The 17723-nt window shown below is 63.0% G+C and carries 17 protein-coding genes; 14 read left to right on the forward strand and 3 right to left on the reverse strand.

The annotated features are described in order from the left end of the window. The first annotated feature begins 19 nt into the window (after nt 1-19). From AC6IZO_RS11525 to AC6IZO_RS11555, 7 genes are all read left to right on the forward strand, one after another. Nucleotides 20-1078, forward strand: a complete 1059-nt coding sequence (locus tag AC6IZO_RS11525; protein ID WP_497804943.1) for a carboxypeptidase-like regulatory domain-containing protein — start codon at nt 20-22, stop codon at nt 1076-1078. 116 nt (nt 1079-1194) lie between these two features. Then, nucleotides 1195-2451 carry a molybdopterin molybdotransferase MoeA gene (locus tag AC6IZO_RS11530; RefSeq protein WP_497804944.1) on the forward strand — a complete coding sequence of 419 codons (1257 nt, stop codon included), beginning with the start codon at nt 1195-1197 and terminating at the stop codon, nt 2449-2451. Nucleotides 2452-2464: 13 nt separating this feature from the next. Continuing rightward, the gene (gene moaC / locus AC6IZO_RS11535; RefSeq protein ID WP_497804945.1) at nt 2465-2992 is read left to right on the forward strand and encodes a cyclic pyranopterin monophosphate synthase MoaC; all 528 of its coding nucleotides are present in this window, start codon (nt 2465-2467) and stop codon (nt 2990-2992) included. A 23-nt stretch (nt 2993-3015) separates the two neighbouring features. Next, entirely contained in the window at nt 3016-3732 is a 717-nt protein-coding gene (locus AC6IZO_RS11540; RefSeq protein WP_497804946.1) for a DUF4388 domain-containing protein, read from the forward strand. Next, entirely contained in the window at nt 3707-4234 is a 528-nt protein-coding gene (locus AC6IZO_RS11545; RefSeq protein WP_497804947.1) for a molybdenum cofactor synthesis domain-containing protein, read from the forward strand. The genes AC6IZO_RS11540 and AC6IZO_RS11545 overlap by 26 nt, the downstream gene beginning before the upstream one ends. A gap of 4 nt (nt 4235-4238) precedes the next feature. Then, nucleotides 4239-5210 (forward strand): diacylglycerol/lipid kinase family protein, encoded by a 972-nt coding sequence (locus AC6IZO_RS11550; protein WP_497804948.1) that lies wholly within the window; start codon nt 4239-4241, stop codon nt 5208-5210. 135 nt (nt 5211-5345) lie between these two features. Then, entirely contained in the window at nt 5346-6383 is a 1038-nt protein-coding gene (locus AC6IZO_RS11555; RefSeq protein ID WP_497804949.1) for a metal-dependent hydrolase, read from the forward strand. Between the two features lie 66 nt (nt 6384-6449). Here the strand turns inward: AC6IZO_RS11555 and AC6IZO_RS11560 are convergent, their stop codons facing one another. Beyond that, nucleotides 6450-7049, reverse strand: coding sequence for a YqaA family protein (locus AC6IZO_RS11560; protein ID WP_497804950.1), 600 nt, complete (start codon nt 7047-7049; stop codon nt 6450-6452). 133 nt (nt 7050-7182) lie between these two features. Here AC6IZO_RS11560 and ligA point away from each other — a divergent pair, with 133 nt between their 5' ends. Both ligA and AC6IZO_RS11570 read left to right on the forward strand, forming a co-directional pair. After that, complete coding sequence (gene ligA, locus AC6IZO_RS11565; protein ID WP_497804951.1) at nt 7183-9246, forward strand: NAD-dependent DNA ligase LigA; 2064 nt, start codon at nt 7183-7185, stop codon at nt 9244-9246. Nucleotides 9247-9491: 245 nt separating this feature from the next. Beyond that, nucleotides 9492-11234, forward strand: coding sequence for a methyl-accepting chemotaxis protein (locus tag AC6IZO_RS11570; RefSeq protein ID WP_497804952.1), 1743 nt, complete (start codon nt 9492-9494; stop codon nt 11232-11234). A 111-nt stretch (nt 11235-11345) separates the two neighbouring features. On the opposite strand, the gene AC6IZO_RS11575 is transcribed toward AC6IZO_RS11570, so the two are convergent. Further along, a complete protein-coding gene (locus AC6IZO_RS11575) occupies nt 11346-12242 on the reverse strand; it encodes a winged helix-turn-helix domain-containing protein (protein WP_497804953.1) in 897 nt (298 codons plus the stop codon). Nucleotides 12243-12387: 145 nt separating this feature from the next. Between AC6IZO_RS11575 and AC6IZO_RS11580 the strand changes: the two genes are divergently transcribed. The 4 genes from AC6IZO_RS11580 (at nt 12388) to AC6IZO_RS11595 (ending at nt 14934) form a co-directional block, all read left to right on the forward strand. Beyond that, nucleotides 12388-13212 (forward strand): hypothetical protein, encoded by an 825-nt coding sequence (locus AC6IZO_RS11580; RefSeq protein ID WP_497804954.1) that lies wholly within the window; start codon nt 12388-12390, stop codon nt 13210-13212. Next, complete coding sequence (locus AC6IZO_RS11585; RefSeq protein ID WP_497804955.1) at nt 13202-13912, forward strand: CDP-alcohol phosphatidyltransferase family protein; 711 nt, start codon at nt 13202-13204, stop codon at nt 13910-13912. Before AC6IZO_RS11580 ends, AC6IZO_RS11585 begins: the two co-directional genes overlap by 11 nt. Beyond that, nucleotides 13909-14352, forward strand: coding sequence for a GtrA family protein (locus AC6IZO_RS11590; protein ID WP_497804956.1), 444 nt, complete (start codon nt 13909-13911; stop codon nt 14350-14352). The genes AC6IZO_RS11585 and AC6IZO_RS11590 overlap by 4 nt, the downstream gene beginning before the upstream one ends. A 138-nt stretch (nt 14353-14490) precedes the next feature. Further along, nucleotides 14491-14934 (forward strand): hypothetical protein, encoded by a 444-nt coding sequence (locus AC6IZO_RS11595; RefSeq protein ID WP_497804957.1) that lies wholly within the window; start codon nt 14491-14493, stop codon nt 14932-14934. Nucleotides 14935-15012: 78 nt separating this feature from the next. Here the strand turns inward: AC6IZO_RS11595 and AC6IZO_RS11600 are convergent, their stop codons facing one another. Next, nucleotides 15013-15501, reverse strand: coding sequence for an HIT family protein (locus tag AC6IZO_RS11600; protein WP_497804958.1), 489 nt, complete (start codon nt 15499-15501; stop codon nt 15013-15015). A gap of 323 nt (nt 15502-15824) precedes the next feature. Between AC6IZO_RS11600 and AC6IZO_RS11605 the strand changes: the two genes are divergently transcribed. Further along, a complete protein-coding gene (locus AC6IZO_RS11605) occupies nt 15825-17672 on the forward strand; it encodes a 30S ribosomal protein S1 (protein ID WP_497804959.1) in 1848 nt (615 codons plus the stop codon). The last annotated feature ends 51 nt before the right edge of the window (nt 17673-17723 follow it).

Below are 17723 nucleotides of genomic sequence, written 5' to 3' on the forward strand. Positions count from 1 at the left end.
GTGTCCGCTGGAGGCGGAGATGAAAAATATCGTACGAATCGCACTGTTCGCATTCATTGCGTCCCTGTTCACTCTGGCTGCCTATGCGCAGAACACCACTGCCAAGGGCACCTGTAAGGACGAAGCGGGGCAGCCGATCGCGGGTGCCACGGTTGAATTCAACAACCTCGATAACGGCCGCAAGATGTCGGTAAAAACCGACAAAAAAGGCGAGTACTTCACCATGGGTCTGAACCCGGGCAAGTACAAGGTCAACCTGATTGGCGCCGACGGCAAGGTCATCTGGTTCCTCAACAACCGCCAGCTCTCCATGGACGAGAATGTCTTGGACTTCGACATGAAGAAGGAACGGTCGGAGGCCGATGCCAAGTCCGGCGTCAGCGAGGAGCAGCGCAAGGAATATGAAGCAGCCGTCAAGGAACAGGGCAAGATCAAGGGCATCAACGCCCTGCTTGTGGCTGCCGGAGATGCCCGCAAGGCCAACGATTGGAACAAGGCCGTGGAGCTGCTGGAGCAGGCGGGTGCACAGGACGACAAGAAGCACGACATCGTCTATGGACAGCTTGCCGACGCCTATCTGCAGGTGAAGAAGTATCCCGAGGCCGAAACCAACTACAAGCTGGCTATTGGACTGGCACCGACCAAGGGTGAGTACCACAACAACCTTGGCACCGCGATGCTCAAACAGAATCGCGTGGACGAGGCCATCGCCGAGTACAACGAAGCCGCCAAGGTGGACCCGGCCAAGGCTGGCATGTATTACTTCAACTTGGGAGCCGTGCTGACCAACCGCGGCATGACCGACCAGGCCAATGAAGCTTTCGACAAGGCCATTGCCGCCGACCCGACCAAAGCCGATGCCTATTACCAGAAAGCCGTAAACATGTTTGCCAAGGCCACCGTCGATAAGACGGGGAAAATGTCCGCCCCGGCGGGCACGGCCGAACTGCTCCAGAAGTATTTGGAATTGGCGCCGACCGGACCGAACGCACAGCCGGCAAAAGACCTGCTCTCTGCATTGGGCAGCTCGGTGCAGACCTCTTTCGGCGAATCCAAGAAGAAGGGCACCAAGAAGTAAGCGTTCACGCCCGGAATTGCAGGGGACGGCTTCGGCCGTCCCTTTTGCTTTGCATGGAAGGAAGCGGGCGGGGTAGTCTGGAAACGCGCGGCTGGGGTGAGCTGCGCGAGGTAGCGATGAACGATTTTCAGAAGCCGGAGCACGCAATTCCCTTTCAACAGGCGCGTGCAACGGTTGAGCAGTTGGCGGCTGAGATTGCCGCCGTTGGGACCGAAACGGTTCCGCTGGCCCAGGCTTTCGGGCGTGTGCTGGCTTCCCCTGTCCTGGCAGACCGTGACCTGCCTCCCTTTCCTCGTTCCGCGCGCGACGGTTATGCCGTTCGCGCCGCCGAATTGTCCGCCGAAGGCGGACGCATCCACATTCTGGGAGACATACCAGCCGGGGCACTGAGCGTTCCGCAACTGGCAGAACCCCTGAGCGCCTACGCCATCATGACCGGAGCACCGGTGCCTGAGGGTGCCGATGCGGTCCTGATGGTGGAACACACTCGCGCCCTCGACCAACAAACCTTTGAACCGCAGCGGACGCTCTCCGCCGGCACGAATGTTGTGCCACGCGGGGCGGAGGCCCACACCGGCGATGTGCTGCTGACGCAGGGTACCGTACTGTTCGCAACGGCCCTCGCCATGGCCGCCACCGCAGGGCAGGCCTCGGTTGAGATCTACCGGAAGCCGCGCGTTGGCATCGTCACCACCGGCGACGAGCTGGTGTCCGTGGACGAGCAGCCCAGCGCGTTCCAGATCCGCAACAGCAACCGCTGGTCGCTGGCCGCGCAGATCGCGCGCGCCGGAGGCGAACCGGTTCCGATGCCAATCGCCCGCGACACGCTCGACGATACCCGCGCGCAACTGGCCAAAGCCCTTGAAAACGACATGGTCGTGCTCAGCGGCGGCGTCTCCTTGGGCAAGCACGACGTGGTGGAGGCGGCGCTGGCGGAATTTGGCGCGGAGTTCCACTTCCGTTCCGTGGCGTTGCAGCCGGGCAAGCCCGTGGTCTTCTGCCACTGCACGCACAAGGGCCGCCGCGTGCCGGTCTTTGGACTGCCCGGCAACCCGGTCTCCTCGTATGTGACGTTTGCCACGCTGGCGCGGGTGGTGCTCTACGCTCTGGCCGGGCGCGGCGTACCGCCGTTGCGTTTCACCTGGCTGCCGCTGGCGGAAAACCTCCACGTGACGCCGGGCCTGACGCGCTTCCTGCCCAGTGCTGTTTCCGGCGAGGGCACCGGCTGCACCGTGGCACCGGTTTCCTGGCAGGGTTCCGGAGACATGGCGGCTGCGGCGCGCGCCGACTGTTTCCTGGCCATTGCTCCCGACCGCGAGCAGTTCGCCCAGGGAGAATTCCTTCCGGTACTTTTCCCGGAGTTCGATTTCTAGTAGGAGAAAGTCTGTGAACAAGAAAGTCAGCAAGAAGAAGACGTCCGTTCCGGGCAAGAACCAGCCCGCCGGAAAACTCTCGCACTATGACGCCAAGGGCCGCGCCGTGATGGTTGATGTCTCCGGCAAACAGGAGACGGTGCGCACCGCCGAGGCCAGCGGATTTGTGGCCATGAAGCCCGAGGTGCTGCGCGCGCTGCCGGAGAACCCGAAAGGTGACCCGCTGGAGGTTGCCCGGGTGGCCGGTATCCTGGCGGCCAAAAGGACATGGGAGCTGATACCTATGTGCCACCCCATTCCCCTCAGCCACGTTGATGTGAGCCTGAAGGCATGCAAGGATGGGATCGCCATTCGGAGCGTGGCCCGCACGCAGGCTCCAACCGGCGTTGAGATGGAAGCGATGATGGCCGCCAGCATGGCCGCTCTGACCGTCTACGACATGTGCAAGGCGCTCGACAAAGGCATCGTGATCCGCGAGGTCCTGCTCGAGAGCAAAACCGGCGGCAAGAGTGGGGTTTACCAGCGCAAGACCACGAAGTAGCCGCCGCAGTGGAGTGAACAACGATGTCTACGTTGCAGGTTCTGCTGGTCGATGATTCGCGTTTTGTGGGACAGATGCTGCGCCGCGAACTGGCACCGCTCGCCGAGGTGAGCTATGCCGAATCGGTGGAGGAAGCCTGCCAGCGCACGCGTGACGGAGTCTCTCCCGACCTGCTGATCTGCGATTTCCGCCTGGGCAAGCTCAATGGCAGCGTGCTCGCCGGGTTCATGCGCAAGCAGTCGCCGCACACGGCCATCGTCATGATGGCCGGGCGGCACGACCGCGAACATGCGGCCGAAAGCTGCGAGGGCGGCGTGGACGATGTTATTGAAAAACCATTCTTCCTCGGCGATGCCATCAGCCGCATCAAGCGCATCCTGAACCGGCTAGGCGTGGAGAATGCCACGCGCGGCAGCCGCGACTTCCGCGGCACGCTCGACCAGATGAGCGTTGTAGACCTGATGCAGTCGCTCGAAATGGGCCGCAAGACCTGCCTGCTAGAGCTGGCCAGCGGCAACGATACCTGCCGCGTCTTCTTCGCCGATGGGCGCATTGACGATGCCGAACTGGGCAGCGAGCGCGGGGACCAAGCTGTGTACCCCGTGCTGGCATGGACAAACGGCACGTTCCGGATAGACTTCTCCCAGGCCCCTGTGGCTCGCACAACTACGCGCAGCACGCAGGGCATCCTGATGGAAGGACTGCGCCTGCTGGATGAGCAACGTCGAGATAGCGAATAAACCTCGCGCCTACCAAGCCTCGGTCATCACCGTCAGCGATACCAGCTCCACCGGATCACGCCCGGACCTTTGCGGCCCGGCGGTGGCCATTGCGCTGGAAACCGCCGGCTTCCAGATCACGGGCGTGCGCGTGGTCCCCGATGAAAGCTCCGAGATACAAGAGGCGATCATCGAGGCCTGCGACGAGGCGCGCCTGATCATCACCACCGGCGGCACCGGCATTACCGAGCGCGATGTGACGCCGGAGGCCACACGCGCCGTCTGCGACCAGCTCATCGAGGGCGTCACCGAGCACATCCGCCGCGAATGCGTGAAGAATGCGCCCTGGACCATCCTCAACCGCGCTGTCTGTGGCTCGCGCGGGCATTGCATGGTGTTGAACCTGCCGGGCGCGCCGAAAGACGCGGTCGAGGCTCTGCGCACGGTGCTGCCCGTTCTGCGCCACGCGCTCGACCTGCTTGCCGGACGCACCGCCCACATCGCGGCCGGAACCAGCGAGTAGCGCCATGGCCAAATTTCAAAAGGCCCTGCTGCTCTATAACCCTGTTTCCGGCTCGCACATTGAGCGTCGCCGGCAACAGGTGGCCGAGGTGGAGCGCCTGCTGCGCTCGACTGGCGGCGACGTCATCGTGGAGGCCACGCGACAGGCTGGCAGCGCGGGCAAACAGGCCCACGAAGCGATTCTGCAGCGCGGCTGCGATGCCGTTTTTGCCTGCGGCGGTGACGGCACGGTCTTTGACACCCTGCAGGGCGTGGTCGGCACCACCGCCATGCTGGGCGTCATTCCGCTCGGCACTGGCAACGTGCTGGCCACCGACCTTGGCCTGCCGCGCAACACGCAGCGCGCCACGCGCCGCCTGCTCACCTATGAGCCGCACCGCATCGCCGTCGGCGCCATCCGCTGCAACTACGGCGCGGTCACGCGCTACTTCACCGTCTGCGGCGGCGTGGGCGTACACGCCGAGCTGATCTATCGCTCCTCGGCCAAGGCCAAGCAGGCGCGCGGCCCTTACGCCTACTACACCGCCGGCTTCCACTTGCTCTTCAAGAAGGGCTTCGTCCCCTTCGAGATGGAATACACGAACCTGAACGGCGAAACCCACTGCGGACAATTTCTTGAGATGCTGGCCATGCGCGTCAGCTCCTTTGGCGGGCTGCTCAGCCGCTTCCGTCTTGGCGGATCACTCGACGCACCCTATCTGCAACTGGCCATGCTGCGCAAAGGCTCGCGATGGGCCATGTTCCGCTACATGCTGGGAGCCATGCTTGGCGTGGTGCGCACGGACACGCCCACAAAAGACGGCGACGAGCTGGACGTGATCTACGTGCGCGCGCAGCGGGCAACCGCGCGTCCGCTCGAAGGCGCACTCGACCGCATCCGCGTGCAGGCCGATGGCGAGATGCTCGGGGTGATGCCCGCGGAGATCACGCTGGTGCCCGACGCGCTAAACTTGCTCATGCCTTCCACGGCCGAGTGAGCGCCACGCCGGGGACAGGCGCTAAACCGATGCCTCCCAGGTCAACCTCGCTTGGCTCGGCGAACCTGGGGCACCCGGCGAGCTGGGAGTGAACGGCACGCTCGGCCGGAACGTATCACAGCAGCAGGAGACGCATTGGAACCCATTACGCATTTTCTGACCGGGGCTGCGCTCGGACGCAGCGGATTCAACCGCAAGAGCGCGCTGGCCACCGCCGTCATGTGCGTGGCCGCCGAGGCCGGTGACATCGACGTGGTCGCCTATTTCGGTGGGCCGGTGACGGGCTTTGCGCAGCATCGCGGCATCACGCACACACTCATCGGCGTACCGTTCGTGGCCGCGCTGGTGCTGGGCGTGGTGTGGGCCGTGCGCGCGCTCTGGCACCTGTGGCGTCCGCACCTGCCAAGGCCGAACGAGCTTCCGGTGCGCTGGGGCTATCTCTACTTCTGCGCCATCCTGGCCGCGCTCAGCCATATTCTGCTCGACTTCACCAACAACTACGGCGTGCGGCCGCTGTATCCGTTCAACGGCCGCTGGTACGCCTGGGACATCGTTTTCATCATCGAGCCGGTCATGCTTGTGCTGCTCATCGGCGGGCTTACCCTGCCGTGGCTGTTCGGGCTGGTGAACTCCGAGATTGGAGCGCGCGAGCACGGCCCACGCGGACGCGGAGCGGCCATCGCAGCGCTCGTGGGCGTGGTGCTGATGTGGGGCGTGCGAGACTATCAGCACCGCCGCGCCGAGGCGGCGCTCGAGTCGTTCCTCTACAACGGACAGCAGGCCACGCGCGTGGCCGCCTTCCCCGCTCCGGTCAATCCGTTCAAGTGGTATGGCGTGGTGGAGACCAATTCGTTCTACCAGTCGATGAAGGTGGATTCGCTGCACACGCAGGTCGATCCGCAGGAGCGCGCCGTCACCTATTACAAGCCGGAAGAGACCGAGGCGATGAAGGCCGCACGGGCCACACGGCTCGGGCAGGTTTACTACGACTGGGCGCGCTTTCCGCTGATGGAGCAGCAGTCGATGCCGGAGCCGCAGGGCGGCACCGAGGTCATCCTGCGTGACGTGCGCTTTATGTCTTTGGAGCGCCGCGACGTGCTTGCCGGGTACGTGGTGCTCGACCGCTCGCAGCGGGTTGTCTCCGAGAGCTTCCGCCCGCCGGAAGGACGATAGGCAAATAAACAAGGGGTGCGGCTCAACCCGCACCCCTTTGCTTTGAAGCCTGTTCTTGAACTTGAATTACGCCGCAGGTGTGGCTACTTCTTCGGCTTCATCAGCTTTTCTGCGTAGCTTTTTCCGAAAAAACCAGAGCAGGCCGATCAGCACGAGGATGCCCAGCGTGAGCAGCGTGGCGTGTGCGTGCGTCTTGAACAGCGACTTGGTAACTTCGACGATCTCCGGGCCAAAGACAACGGTCAGGCCGCCGAGGATGAGGAAGCGGATGAGGCGTCCGGTGAAGATGGCGACGAAGAAATGGATGATGCCCATGCGCGCCACGCCCGCCGAAAAAACGAAAAGCTTGAACGGCGTTGGCGGAGGCATAAAGGCCGGCACGATCAGCGCCAGGTCACCGTACTTCTCCGTGTTGTTGTGGATCTTGGCAAAGCGCTCGGCACCGATCCGCTTGGCTAGCAGCGGCTCACCGCCCTTGTAGCCGATGGCATAGGGGATGAGGCTGCCGATGGCGCCGCCAATGGCGCCCAGCACCGAATACAGCAGCAGGCGCTCAGGGCGCTGGTAGCAGTAGCCGGCGAACAGTATGTCCATCGGCACGGCTTCCGCGGTCGAATCGACGAGGCAGACAAGGAAGATGGCCCACGGGCCGCCGAGCGGCGCCAATATGTGCAGGAACCATGCCTTGTAATGTGCAAAAAGGGTCTTGATAAGCCAACACCTGTCTCTAGTATCAATCAATTCTATCGGCTCGGGTGGGGCCGTGTCACGCACTGTGCGCAGGCCCTATAATGCCCGCATGAGCACGGCCGACGCCCAAGTCCGCAAACACATCGAGCACCTTCGCGAACAGATCCGCCACCACGAGCACGCCTACTATGTTCTGGACGCGCCGGAGGTGACCGACGCCGAGTTCGACGAGCTGGTGAACGAGCTGAAGGCGCTGGAGCGCACGCACCCCGAACTCATCACCCCGGACTCGCCCACTCAGCGCGTGGGAGGCAAGCCGCGCGAGGGCTTCGTAAAGGTGGAGCACTCGGCGCAAATGCTCTCGCTCGACAACGCTTACAGCGAAGAGGAGCTGCGCGACTGGGCGCGCCGCGCGCAGGATTTTGCAGGCGTGAACGACCTGGAGTTTGAGTGCGAGTTGAAGCTTGACGGCCTGAGCATGGCTCTGCGCTACGCGCCCGGCGACGACGGCCACTGCATCTTCCAGCAGGCCATTACGCGCGGCGACGGCGCCATTGGCGAGGATGTGACGCCGAACCTGCGCACCGTGCGCTCGGTGCCCATGCGCGTGAGCGAGGAGGCGCGCAAAAAGTTGGGCGTGCCTGCGACGTTTGAGGTCCGCGGCGAAGTCATCATGCCCACGCGCTCATTCCTGCGCATGAATGAGGAACGCGAGGCCAATGGACAGAGCAGTTTTGCCAATCCGCGCAACGCCGCCGCCGGAGCCGTGCGCGTGCTGGAGCCGAACATTACCGCCCAGCGCCGTCTGGATTTCTACTCCTACTTTTTGATCCAGGGCACAGACTATTTTTCCGCCGAGCAGAGCGAGGCGCTCGACGCGCTGCACGCGCTCGGCTTTAAGGTGAACCCCAACCGTACGGTCGTCCGCTCCATTGACGGCGTGATGGAGTTCATTACCAAAGTAGAGAAGCTGCGCGAGTCGCTCGGCTACGAGATCGACGGCGTCGTCATCAAGCTGAACCGCGTAGCGCTGTGGCGCACGCTCGGCTTCACCGGCAAGGCTCCGCGCTGGGCAATTGCTTACAAGTTCGCCGCCCGCGCGGGCATCACCCAGGTTCGCAACATTCTTGTGCAGGTGGGGCGCACCGGCAAGCTCACGCCGGTGGCCGATCTCGAACCGGTCTCCATCGGCGGCACCACGGTCTCCCGCGCCACGCTGCACAATGCCGATGAGATCGAGCGGCTGGGCCTGCGCATTGGCGACTGGGTGGTGGTGGAGCGCGGTGGCGACGTCATTCCCAAGGTCACGCGCGTCGATGACAAAGACCACCTGCGCGGCACCGGCACATTCCACATGCCCGCGCGCTGCCCGGAGTGCGGCGGACATGTGGTGCGCGTGGAAGGCGAGGCCGACCACCGCTGCGTGAACGCCAGTTGCCCGGCCAAGCTGCGGGAGAGCGTTCTGCACTTTGCCTCGCGCGGCATCATGAACATTGAGGGCCTCGGCGACGTGCTCGTGGACCAGCTCACCTCGCGCGGCATGGTGCGCGACATTGCGGACATCTACACGCTCCGCCGCGAACAATTGCTTGAACTCGAGCGCATGGGGGAAAAGTCCGCCGACAACCTGCTGGCAGAGATCGAAAAATCAAAGCAGCTTCCGCTTGAGCGCGTCATCTACGGCCTCGGCATACGCATGGTGGGCGAGCGCACGGCCGAGCTGCTGGCAGAGCACTTCGGCTCGCTCAACGCGCTGATGGCGGCCGCCCGCGAGGATGACGAGGCGGCGGCGCTTGCCAAGATGGAAGAAGTCACCGAGGTTGGCCCGCGCATCGCGCAGAGCATCCGCGAGTTCTTTCTTGAAGAGAAGAATGTGGCGCTCGTCGAGCGTCTGCGCCAGGCGGGGCTGCAGTTTACCGGCGAGATGAAGCAGCGCGGCACCGCGCTGGAGGGCAAGACGTTCGTGCTCACCGGAACGCTGGCGCGCCACACCCGCGACGAAGCCAAGAAGTTGATCGAGAATGCGGGCGGCAAGGTCAGCGGCTCCGTCAGCAAGAAGACGAGCTATGTTGTGGCCGGAGTCGATGCGGGCTCCAAATTGGAGAAGGCCCGCGAACTTGGCGTCTCCGTCATTGACGAAGATGAGATGGAGCGCATGGCGCGCGGCGAGTAGCCACGGTTCCCGATCTGAAACCTGAATGAATTCTGCGTGGAGTGCTCCCGAATCGGCGTTTCGCCGTTTCGGGGGCGGTACCCGTAATCAACCACCTCTTCCTCTTCTGTTTCTGCCAATCAATCCTGAACTTTGCCGATGGGGGCAATGAGCGAGGGGAGCCACCCGTCGATGGCTGCCAGCCTCCCGCAAGCGCCGTGGCGAATTTTCTCCCTTCCGGCGGGGATGCTTTCAGGAGAAACCTTATGAATTTGTCCATCCGGGCCAAGCTGATTGCAGCCTTTGCGGTCGTAGGTGTGCTCGTCGCTTGCTGCTCTTTGCTGTCGATTGTGAAGCTGCGCGAGGCTGAAACGTTGCAGCAGCGTGGCGCAGACCGTGAAAACATTCAGCGCTCCGTTCTCTCGCTGCAATCCGCCTTGAACCAGTCGAACGCCTCGCTGCGCGGCTACATCCTTGCCGTCGATGACGCCACGGAATCGCAGCGCCTTAAGGAAAATTCTGCCGCCATCTGGAGACGTGCCGATGCCGCCGCCGAGGACCTGAAGGCGATCCGCACCCGCTTTAAGCATGAGGAGAACAAACAACTGGTTGACGAAATTCTGGCCAAGCTTCCGGAATGCAAGCGACTCCAGAGCGACCTGATGAGCAGAATCGCCGTGGACGACCTGCGCGATCGCAACCGGCGGGCGTCGATCACCGCCGCCACCAGCGCCACGGCCAACGCCGTGCGCAAGCCCATCGACAAACTGGTGGAAAACCTGAACAAACTTTCCAAGGAAGAAGCACAGGCGGCGATCGAGGCCGACGACGCAGCCGTGCTCATCGTCATTACGGCCAGTGCGCTGCTGGTCATCGGCGCCATGGTCATCGCCTTCATCGTTAGCGGCTCCATGTCGCACCGCATTGGTGTGCTGCTGGAGCGTGCCCGGACCATCGCCAACGGCGATCTTTCCACCCATCCGTTGGAAGCGCATGGCGGTGACGAGCTGAGCCAGCTGACGACTTCGATCAACGACATGCAGGCGGCGCTCAAGAAGCTCATCAGCACCATCGCGGGGAGCAACGCGCAACTGGCCAGCGCCAGCGAGCAGATTTCGACTTCCGCGCAGGAAATCGCCGCCATCACGCAATGCGAGAACGATCAGGCCAGCCAGGTCTCGGCCGCCATCCACGAAATGTCCTCGTCGGTGGCTGAGGTCAGCGAAAACTCACAGCGCGCGGCCAACGCCGCCGAGCAGGCCCGCAGCATGGCCGAAGAAGGCGGCTCCGTGGTGCGCCAGGCCGTGGAGAACATTCAGTCGGTTGCGGTTGCCGTGCGCAATACGGCTGAGAAGATCAATCAACTTGGCGCGAACTCCGAGCAGATTGGCAAGATTGTGGTGGCCATTGAAGAGATTGCCGACCAGACGAACATGCTGGCCTTGAACGCCGCCATTGAGGCCGCGCGCGCCGGCGAACAGGGCCGCGGCTTTGCCGTGGTAGCCGATGAGGTTCGCAAGCTGGCCGAACGCACCACCCGCTCGACCAAGGAGATTGCGCAGATCGTGGAGGAATTCCATCGCGGCAGCGACGCGGCGGTGGCCTCCATGAGCGGCGGCATTGAGACCGTTGATGCCAGCGTGCGCATTGCGGGTGAGGCGGGCACGGCACTGGAGCGCATCATTGATGCCACCAATTCAGCCGGAGAGATGATCGCCTGCATCGCCTCCGCCAGCAGCGAACAGGCCAAGGCGGCCGAGCAGATACAGAGCAGCACCGAGGTGATCGCCAAGACCATTGCGCAATCCACCATCGGCGCTACAGAGGCCGCGAAAGCCTGCGAGAGCCTCTCCAACCTTGCCGCCGAACAGGAGCGCATGCTGGCGCAGTTCAAGGTGGATGAACATGGGACCTCGCATCATCCGCCCTCTGCACGCAGGGAGCACCATGCCGCGCCGCGCTTCCTGCCTGAATACGCGCAGCACGGTGGAACCGCGCTGCACCAGTAGCTTCACAACGCACGTGCCACTCGCGGGCCGGCCACCATGTCATAGGACATGCGCCGGCCCGTTGCCTTTGCGTCAATGCATGAATGGAAAGTTCGGAGAGAAGCCACGCGCTCAGCGTGAGCGCGCGTCCATCAGCAGCAGCGAACGCTGCGCAAATGGCGAGTAAACCAGAGCGGCGCAGGCTGCCAGCGCCAGCCCGAAGTTGATGTGGTGCAACAGCAGAAACGGCGCCAGCGACCACAGTGCGTCCATCACCAGCAGAACAGGAAACAGCTTGAGGAACTTTGCCACCAGCCCCGGCGGGTTGAACAGCTTGGCGGCTATCAGGAACAGGCGCACGGGGATCAGCACGGCAGCTGTGGTGATGAGCAGCGCCATCGCCGGACGAGGCGGCCACGGCAGCCCCGTGAACAGCTCGCCAATCTCCGGCAGGTTGGCCAGCGCACCCACGTAGAACGCCAGGTACATGCACTGCATCAACACAAACAGCGTATGCACCAGCCGGTGCGGAGCGTGCGGTAAATCCTCGGGTGAAGCCAGAATGCTGGACGCAAACTCTGGCGGCAGATCCATCGCCGGAACCGGCACCTCGGCCTCAACTGCAGGCGCTGCCTCCGCATCTGGCGGCAGCAGGGGCGCCGTGACGTCCTCAGCATCGCGTGTTGCGCGCGCCACGCACTCCACCGGCGCGATGAAGCGGTAGCCGCGCCGCGCCAGGGTTTCAATGTATCGGGGCTTGGCCGCCGAGTCGCACAGCGCCTCGCGGATGCGGTTCATCGCCGAGTTCAGGCTGTGCTCAAAGTCGACGAACGTGCCCTCCGGCCACAGTTCCCTCTGGAGCGCTTCGCGCGTCACCAGCTCGCCAGAAGCCTGAAGCAGCAACACCAGTATGCGGAAGGCCTGCGCGGGCAGGCGCACTCGCACCCCCTGCCGCCGCAGCTCACCGGAACCTTCATCAGCCTCGAACGGGCCAAAGCGGTAGAGCCTCGAGTTGGTGCCCTCGTGCATGTGAGCAAGAGTGTACCCGCAGGGCCACACAAACGCCAGCGCGCCTAGCGATCTATCTCTCGCGTTTTGTGCCTGTTAGCTGGTGATGTTTGTTTGACCCCTGTTTGACTTGCCGCACCGCGCGGATCTGAGGCAGGGTGGAGCCATGAAAGAACGGGAATCCGCAATTCGATGCCTAACGCTCAGCCTGCTGTTGATTGCCCTGGTGGTGCCAGCCGCATGGGCGGCCGATCCCGGCCGGGCTACGCCTGCCTTTGATGCCTATGTGGAGCGCGTGGAGGCCCGCCTCTCCCAGCAGCACAACTCGCCCGCCACGTTTCTCTGGGCCGGCCAAGGGCGCCAGCAGGAACTACTGCCGCGCGTGCATGGCGGCGGCACCTATGTGGAGAAGGACGCGGCTGGCATGAAAATTCCCGGCGGACTCATCCACCACTGGCGCGCAACTGCCTTTATTCCGGGCGCAACCTCCGCCGAGTTGCTGGCCGTACTGCGCAACACCGCACAGTTCCCTGCCTACTACAAGCCGCAGGTAGTTCGCGCTCAGGCTCAGCATCAGGGCGGCGACCTCGAACAGGTTACCTTGCGCATGCAGTATCACAAGCTCATCACCGTCACCCTCGATTCACGCTACGACGTGCGCTATGGGCAGCTTGATGCCGCGCACGGCTACAGCGCGTCACGCAGCACGCGCATTCGCGAACTGGATCACGCGGGCACCTCCAGGGAGCGCGAGCTGGAGCCGCAGGATGATCACGGCTTCCTGTGGCGGCTGAACAGCTATTGGAGCTGGACGCAATATCCCGACGGCCTGCTGGTGCAGTGCGAGGCCATCTCGCTGACGCGCGATGTGCCGCTCGGGCTCGACCACATTCTCGGCCCATTCATCTTCAGCATCCCGCGCGAATCACTGGAGTTCACGCTCGACCGCACGCGGCAGGCGGTGCTGGCAAAGAGGAATCATGGCAAGTAAAGCGAATATCCTCCCCGCTGCAACCACAGCGGCTCCGGCATTCCGTTCCGCCGAGCGCGTACAGCAGGCGCTGACCGCCACGCTCGAAAAGCGCGCGCTGCTCTGGCTGGCCGCGAAGATGCCCGCATGGGTCAACTCCGACCACCTGACCGCCGTGGGCCTACTGGCGCAGGTCGGTGCGGGCGCCTGCTACGCGTGGGCGTCGCGCCAGCCCCTGGCGCTGCTCGGCGTGGTCGCCTGCATCGCGCTCAACTGGTTCGGAGACAGTCTGGACGGCACGCTGGCCCGCCTTCGCAACCAGCAGCGTCCGCGCTGGGGATTCTATGTGGATCACGTCTGCGACATCCTCGGTTCCATTGCGCTCATGCTCGGGCTGGCCTGCTCGGGCTACGTGCACGCACAGGTTGCGGTGGCCATGCTGCTCGGCTTCCTGGTGCTGGCGGCGGAGAGCTTCCTGGCCGCGCACACGCTCGCGCGCTTCCAGATGTCGCAAGGCATCTTCGGCCCCACCGAAATACGCATCCTGCTCGTCATCGGCACCATCACGCTCATGGTCCACCCCTATGCCACGCTCTTCGGACACCGCTTCCTGCTCTTTGACGTGGGCGGAGTAATTGCCACCCTCGGCATGTCGGCAATGGCCGTGGCCACCACAGTCCAGCACGGCCGCGCGCTCTACCGCGCGGAACCTCTGCGATGAATGTTGGCGCAGATGGCTGGCGCGCCGTGGGCCTGCGTTGGCTCAAATTCAACGCCGTCGGGGGCCTAGGAATCGTGCTGCAACTGGCGCTGCTCACGGCGTTCCACCGGCTGCTCGGCGTGCCTTATATGCCGGCCACCGCGCTGGCCGTGGAGTTGACCGTGCTGCACAACTTTGTCTGGCATGAGCGCTACACCTGGCGCACAAGTCACCGGCCGATGCACGTCACGCTCACCGAGCGGTTGCTGCGCTTCCACCTCGGCAATGGCGCGGTCTCGCTCGCGGGCAACCTTGTGCTGATGAAGCTGCTGGTTGGCTGGCTGCACGCGCCGGTTCTGGCCGCCAACCTGGTGGCTATCACCGTCTGCGCCGTCGTCAACTTCGCGCTGGCCGAACGCTGGGTATTCCCTTCGCGCCAGATACCGCAACAGCCGTTCTAGCAGAATCAACAGCTTGCAGAGGGCGCATTTCCCGAAGGAGCATTGGCTGGAAATCTTTTCCGCCGGATCACAACCTTCGGCCTCCTGGTGCGTAAATATAGGAGGAGACGAATGAGTCGGGGGATAAAGGAGGACACCATGAAAGGACGCTATCTCGTGTTGGGGCTACTAATGCTAGGCCTGTGCGGCCTAGCTGGGGCACAAACCAAGGCGAGCGGTTCCACTTCGGTGTCGCAGCTGTTGGTAAACGCGCGCTACGTCTACATAACCACCTACGATGGACCGCCGGAATCGCCAGATGTACGTTGGGAAGATCGCGAGGCCGTCACTACGGTGCAAAATGAGATCCAGCGCTGGAATCATTGGGCGGTGAGCTACCGCCCGGAACAGGCCGAACTTATCCTGGTCGTGATGCGGCGCGGTAACGAGGACGTGCTTTGGGTCTACGAGGCCGGGCATCAGGACGGCTCCGCGCTGTGGTGGAAGAGCCAGCGCGACGGGCTTGATCCGAAGACCATGCCGATCCTGAAGGACCTGGAAACCCAGATCGACGCGGCTTCGGCAAAGACCAACCGCAAGTAGGAAACTCTTTGATTCCACGAATCAAGGCCCGGAGCTGAGCTCCGGGCCTTTCTGTCTTCGAGAGCAATTGCGCGAGACTTACAGCACCTGCTCCAGCCCGGTCTTGATGCGCTCGTAGGTGCTTTCCAGTGGCTCGGGCACCACGCGGGTCTCGCCCACCACGGTCATAAAGTTGGAGTCGCCCACCCAGCGCGGCAGAATGTGCATGTGGATGTGCCCGGCCACGCCGGCGCCCGCAGCCTTGCCGATATTCATTCCCAGGTTGATGCCGTCCGGCTTGTAGAGCTTGCGCAGGACGCTCTCCACCTTCTGCGCCAGGGAGAACATCTCCTGCGCGGCCTCTGGAGCCAGATCCTCCAGCTTGTCGAGATGGGCGTAAGGGACGACCATGACGTGCCCGGAGGTGTAGGGGAAGGCATTCAGAATGATGAAGCAGTGCTTGCCCCGGTAGACGATGAAGTTGCGCCGGTCGTCCTGCTCGGCGGGCTTGTCGCAGAAGATGCAACCGGTGGCGCTGTCGGCGCTGTGTATGTAGGCATAGCGCCACGGAGTCCAAAGAAAGTCCATGGGGGCAGGGTACCAAACGGCGAAGAGAAGTTGAAGGATGGGTGACGCAGCGGGCGGGAGAAATTCACCAAAGTGTCAAGCAACTTCTGTACCAAATGTGGTGCAAAACATGGAATTTAGCGCCTTGCGCGTTTGACACTCTTTCCGGCGGATTGCTATAGTCAGAGATGTCTATCGGTACCGCAAGGTCTGATAGATCCGGCCGCTGAGGAATGTCCAAGCCCGCGACAGCGGGCTCCATCATCCAAAAGATGAAATTCTGACAGCTGTCCGAATTCAGCCTGCTGCCTGTCTCTCCAGATGGGCAGAAACGACGCGCGCTAATGGCCTTCGAAGATACCCGCAACGATCTCCAGACTCCCGAGCAGAACACTGAAGCTGCTTCTCAACCGCAACAGTCCGAAAACATCCAGGACACAACCGCAAGCACTTCCGTGGAACCGGCAGCAGCCGCTCCGGTCCGCGAAAAAGAGCCTGTGACCGAAGATTTCGCATCCGCACTCGAATCGTTCGAGCAGGAACAGAGCGAGCTGGCCGCCAATGAGGACCGCGTCCTCAAGGGCACCGTCATCTCCGCCAACCAGAACTACCTTGTCGTGGACATCGGACTCAAGTCCGAAGGCGTCGTGCCGATTGCCGAAGTGACCGACCATGAAGGCAATGTGACCTTCCAGCCGGGCCAGGAAATCGACGTGATGATCGAGAAGGGCCACACCGAGGAAGGGTACGTCAACCTTTCTCACCAGAAGGCCCAACGGCTCCACGCATGGGACGAAATCGAGAAAGCGTACAACGACAAGTCCTCCGTCAAGGCCCGTGTGATTGACCGCATCAAGGGCGGTCTCACCGTTGACATTATGGGCGCCCGCGCCTTCCTGCCCGGTTCGCAGGTAGACGTTCGCCCGGTGCGCAACCTGGATGCTCTGAAGGGACAGGAACTGGAAGTCCGCATCATCAAGGTCAACAAGAAGCGCGGCAACATCGTGGTCAGCCGCAAGCAGATCCTCGACGAGGAGATCTCCGCCAAGCGCGAGCTGACGATGGAGCACCTGGCCGAGGGTTCGGTTCTGACCGGTACGGTCAAGAACCTGACCGACTACGGTGCGTTCGTCGACCTCGGTGGGATCGACGGCCTGCTGCACATCACCGACATGAGCTGGGGACGCCTGACTCACCCGCGCGACCTCGTCCAGGTCGGCGACCAGATTCAGGTGAAGGTCCTCAAGTTCGACCGCGACAAGCAGCGCGTTTCGCTCGGCTTCAAGCAGTTGACGCCTGATCCGTGGCTTGACGCCGCCGAGCGTTACCCGATCGGCGCGCATGTCGCCGGCCGCGTCATCAGCGTCACCGATTACGGTGCGTTCATCGAACTCGAGCAGGGCATCGAAGGCCTGGTCCACGTCAGCGAAATGACCTGGTCCAAGCGCATGAAGCACCCCTCGAAGCTGGTGAACGTGGGCGATCAGGTGCAGGCCGTGGTTCTGAACGTGAACCCGACCGAGCGCCGCATCTCGCTCGGCCTGAAGCAGCTCGAGTCCAACCCTTGGGAGACGCTGCACGAGAAGTTCCCGGTTGGCAGCGTGGTCGAGGGCAAGGTCCGCAACCTGACCGATTTCGGCGCGTTCATCGAAATCGAGGACGGTATCGACGGCCTGGTCCACGTCAGCAACCTGAGCTGGACCAAGCGCATCAAGCATCCTTCGGAAGTGCTGAAGAAGGGTGACAAGGTGAAGGCCGTGGTTCTGGCGATTGAGCCGGAAAACCGCCGCCTGTCGCTCGGCGTCAAGCAGCTGCAGCCCGACGTTTGGGAGACCTTCTTCGATCAGCATCGCATCGGCGACGTGATCAAGGGCAAGGTCCTCCGCATGGCGAGCTTCGGCGCGTTCGTCGAGATTGCCGATGGAGTCGAGGGCCTGTGCCACAACTCCGAGGCCACCGACGCCAACGGTCAGCCGGTTGCGCTTGAGCCGGGTACCGAGCTTGAGTTCAAGATCATCAAGATGAACCCCGAAGAGAAGAAGGTTGGCCTGAGCCTGCGTGCAGTAGGCGAAGAAGCCACCCGCGACGACGTGGAAGCCTACAAGCATCCCACCTCGCACGCTGCCTCCTCCGGCGGCACTTCCACCATCGGCGAACTGCTCGATTGGAAGCGTTCGAACGAGAACGAGTAAGCCGAAGGAAGTCAGAAACTCCAAAGGGCCGCAGCGATGCGGCCCTTTTCT

The sequence above is a fragment of the Oryzophilus luti genome, from assembly GCF_059726245.1.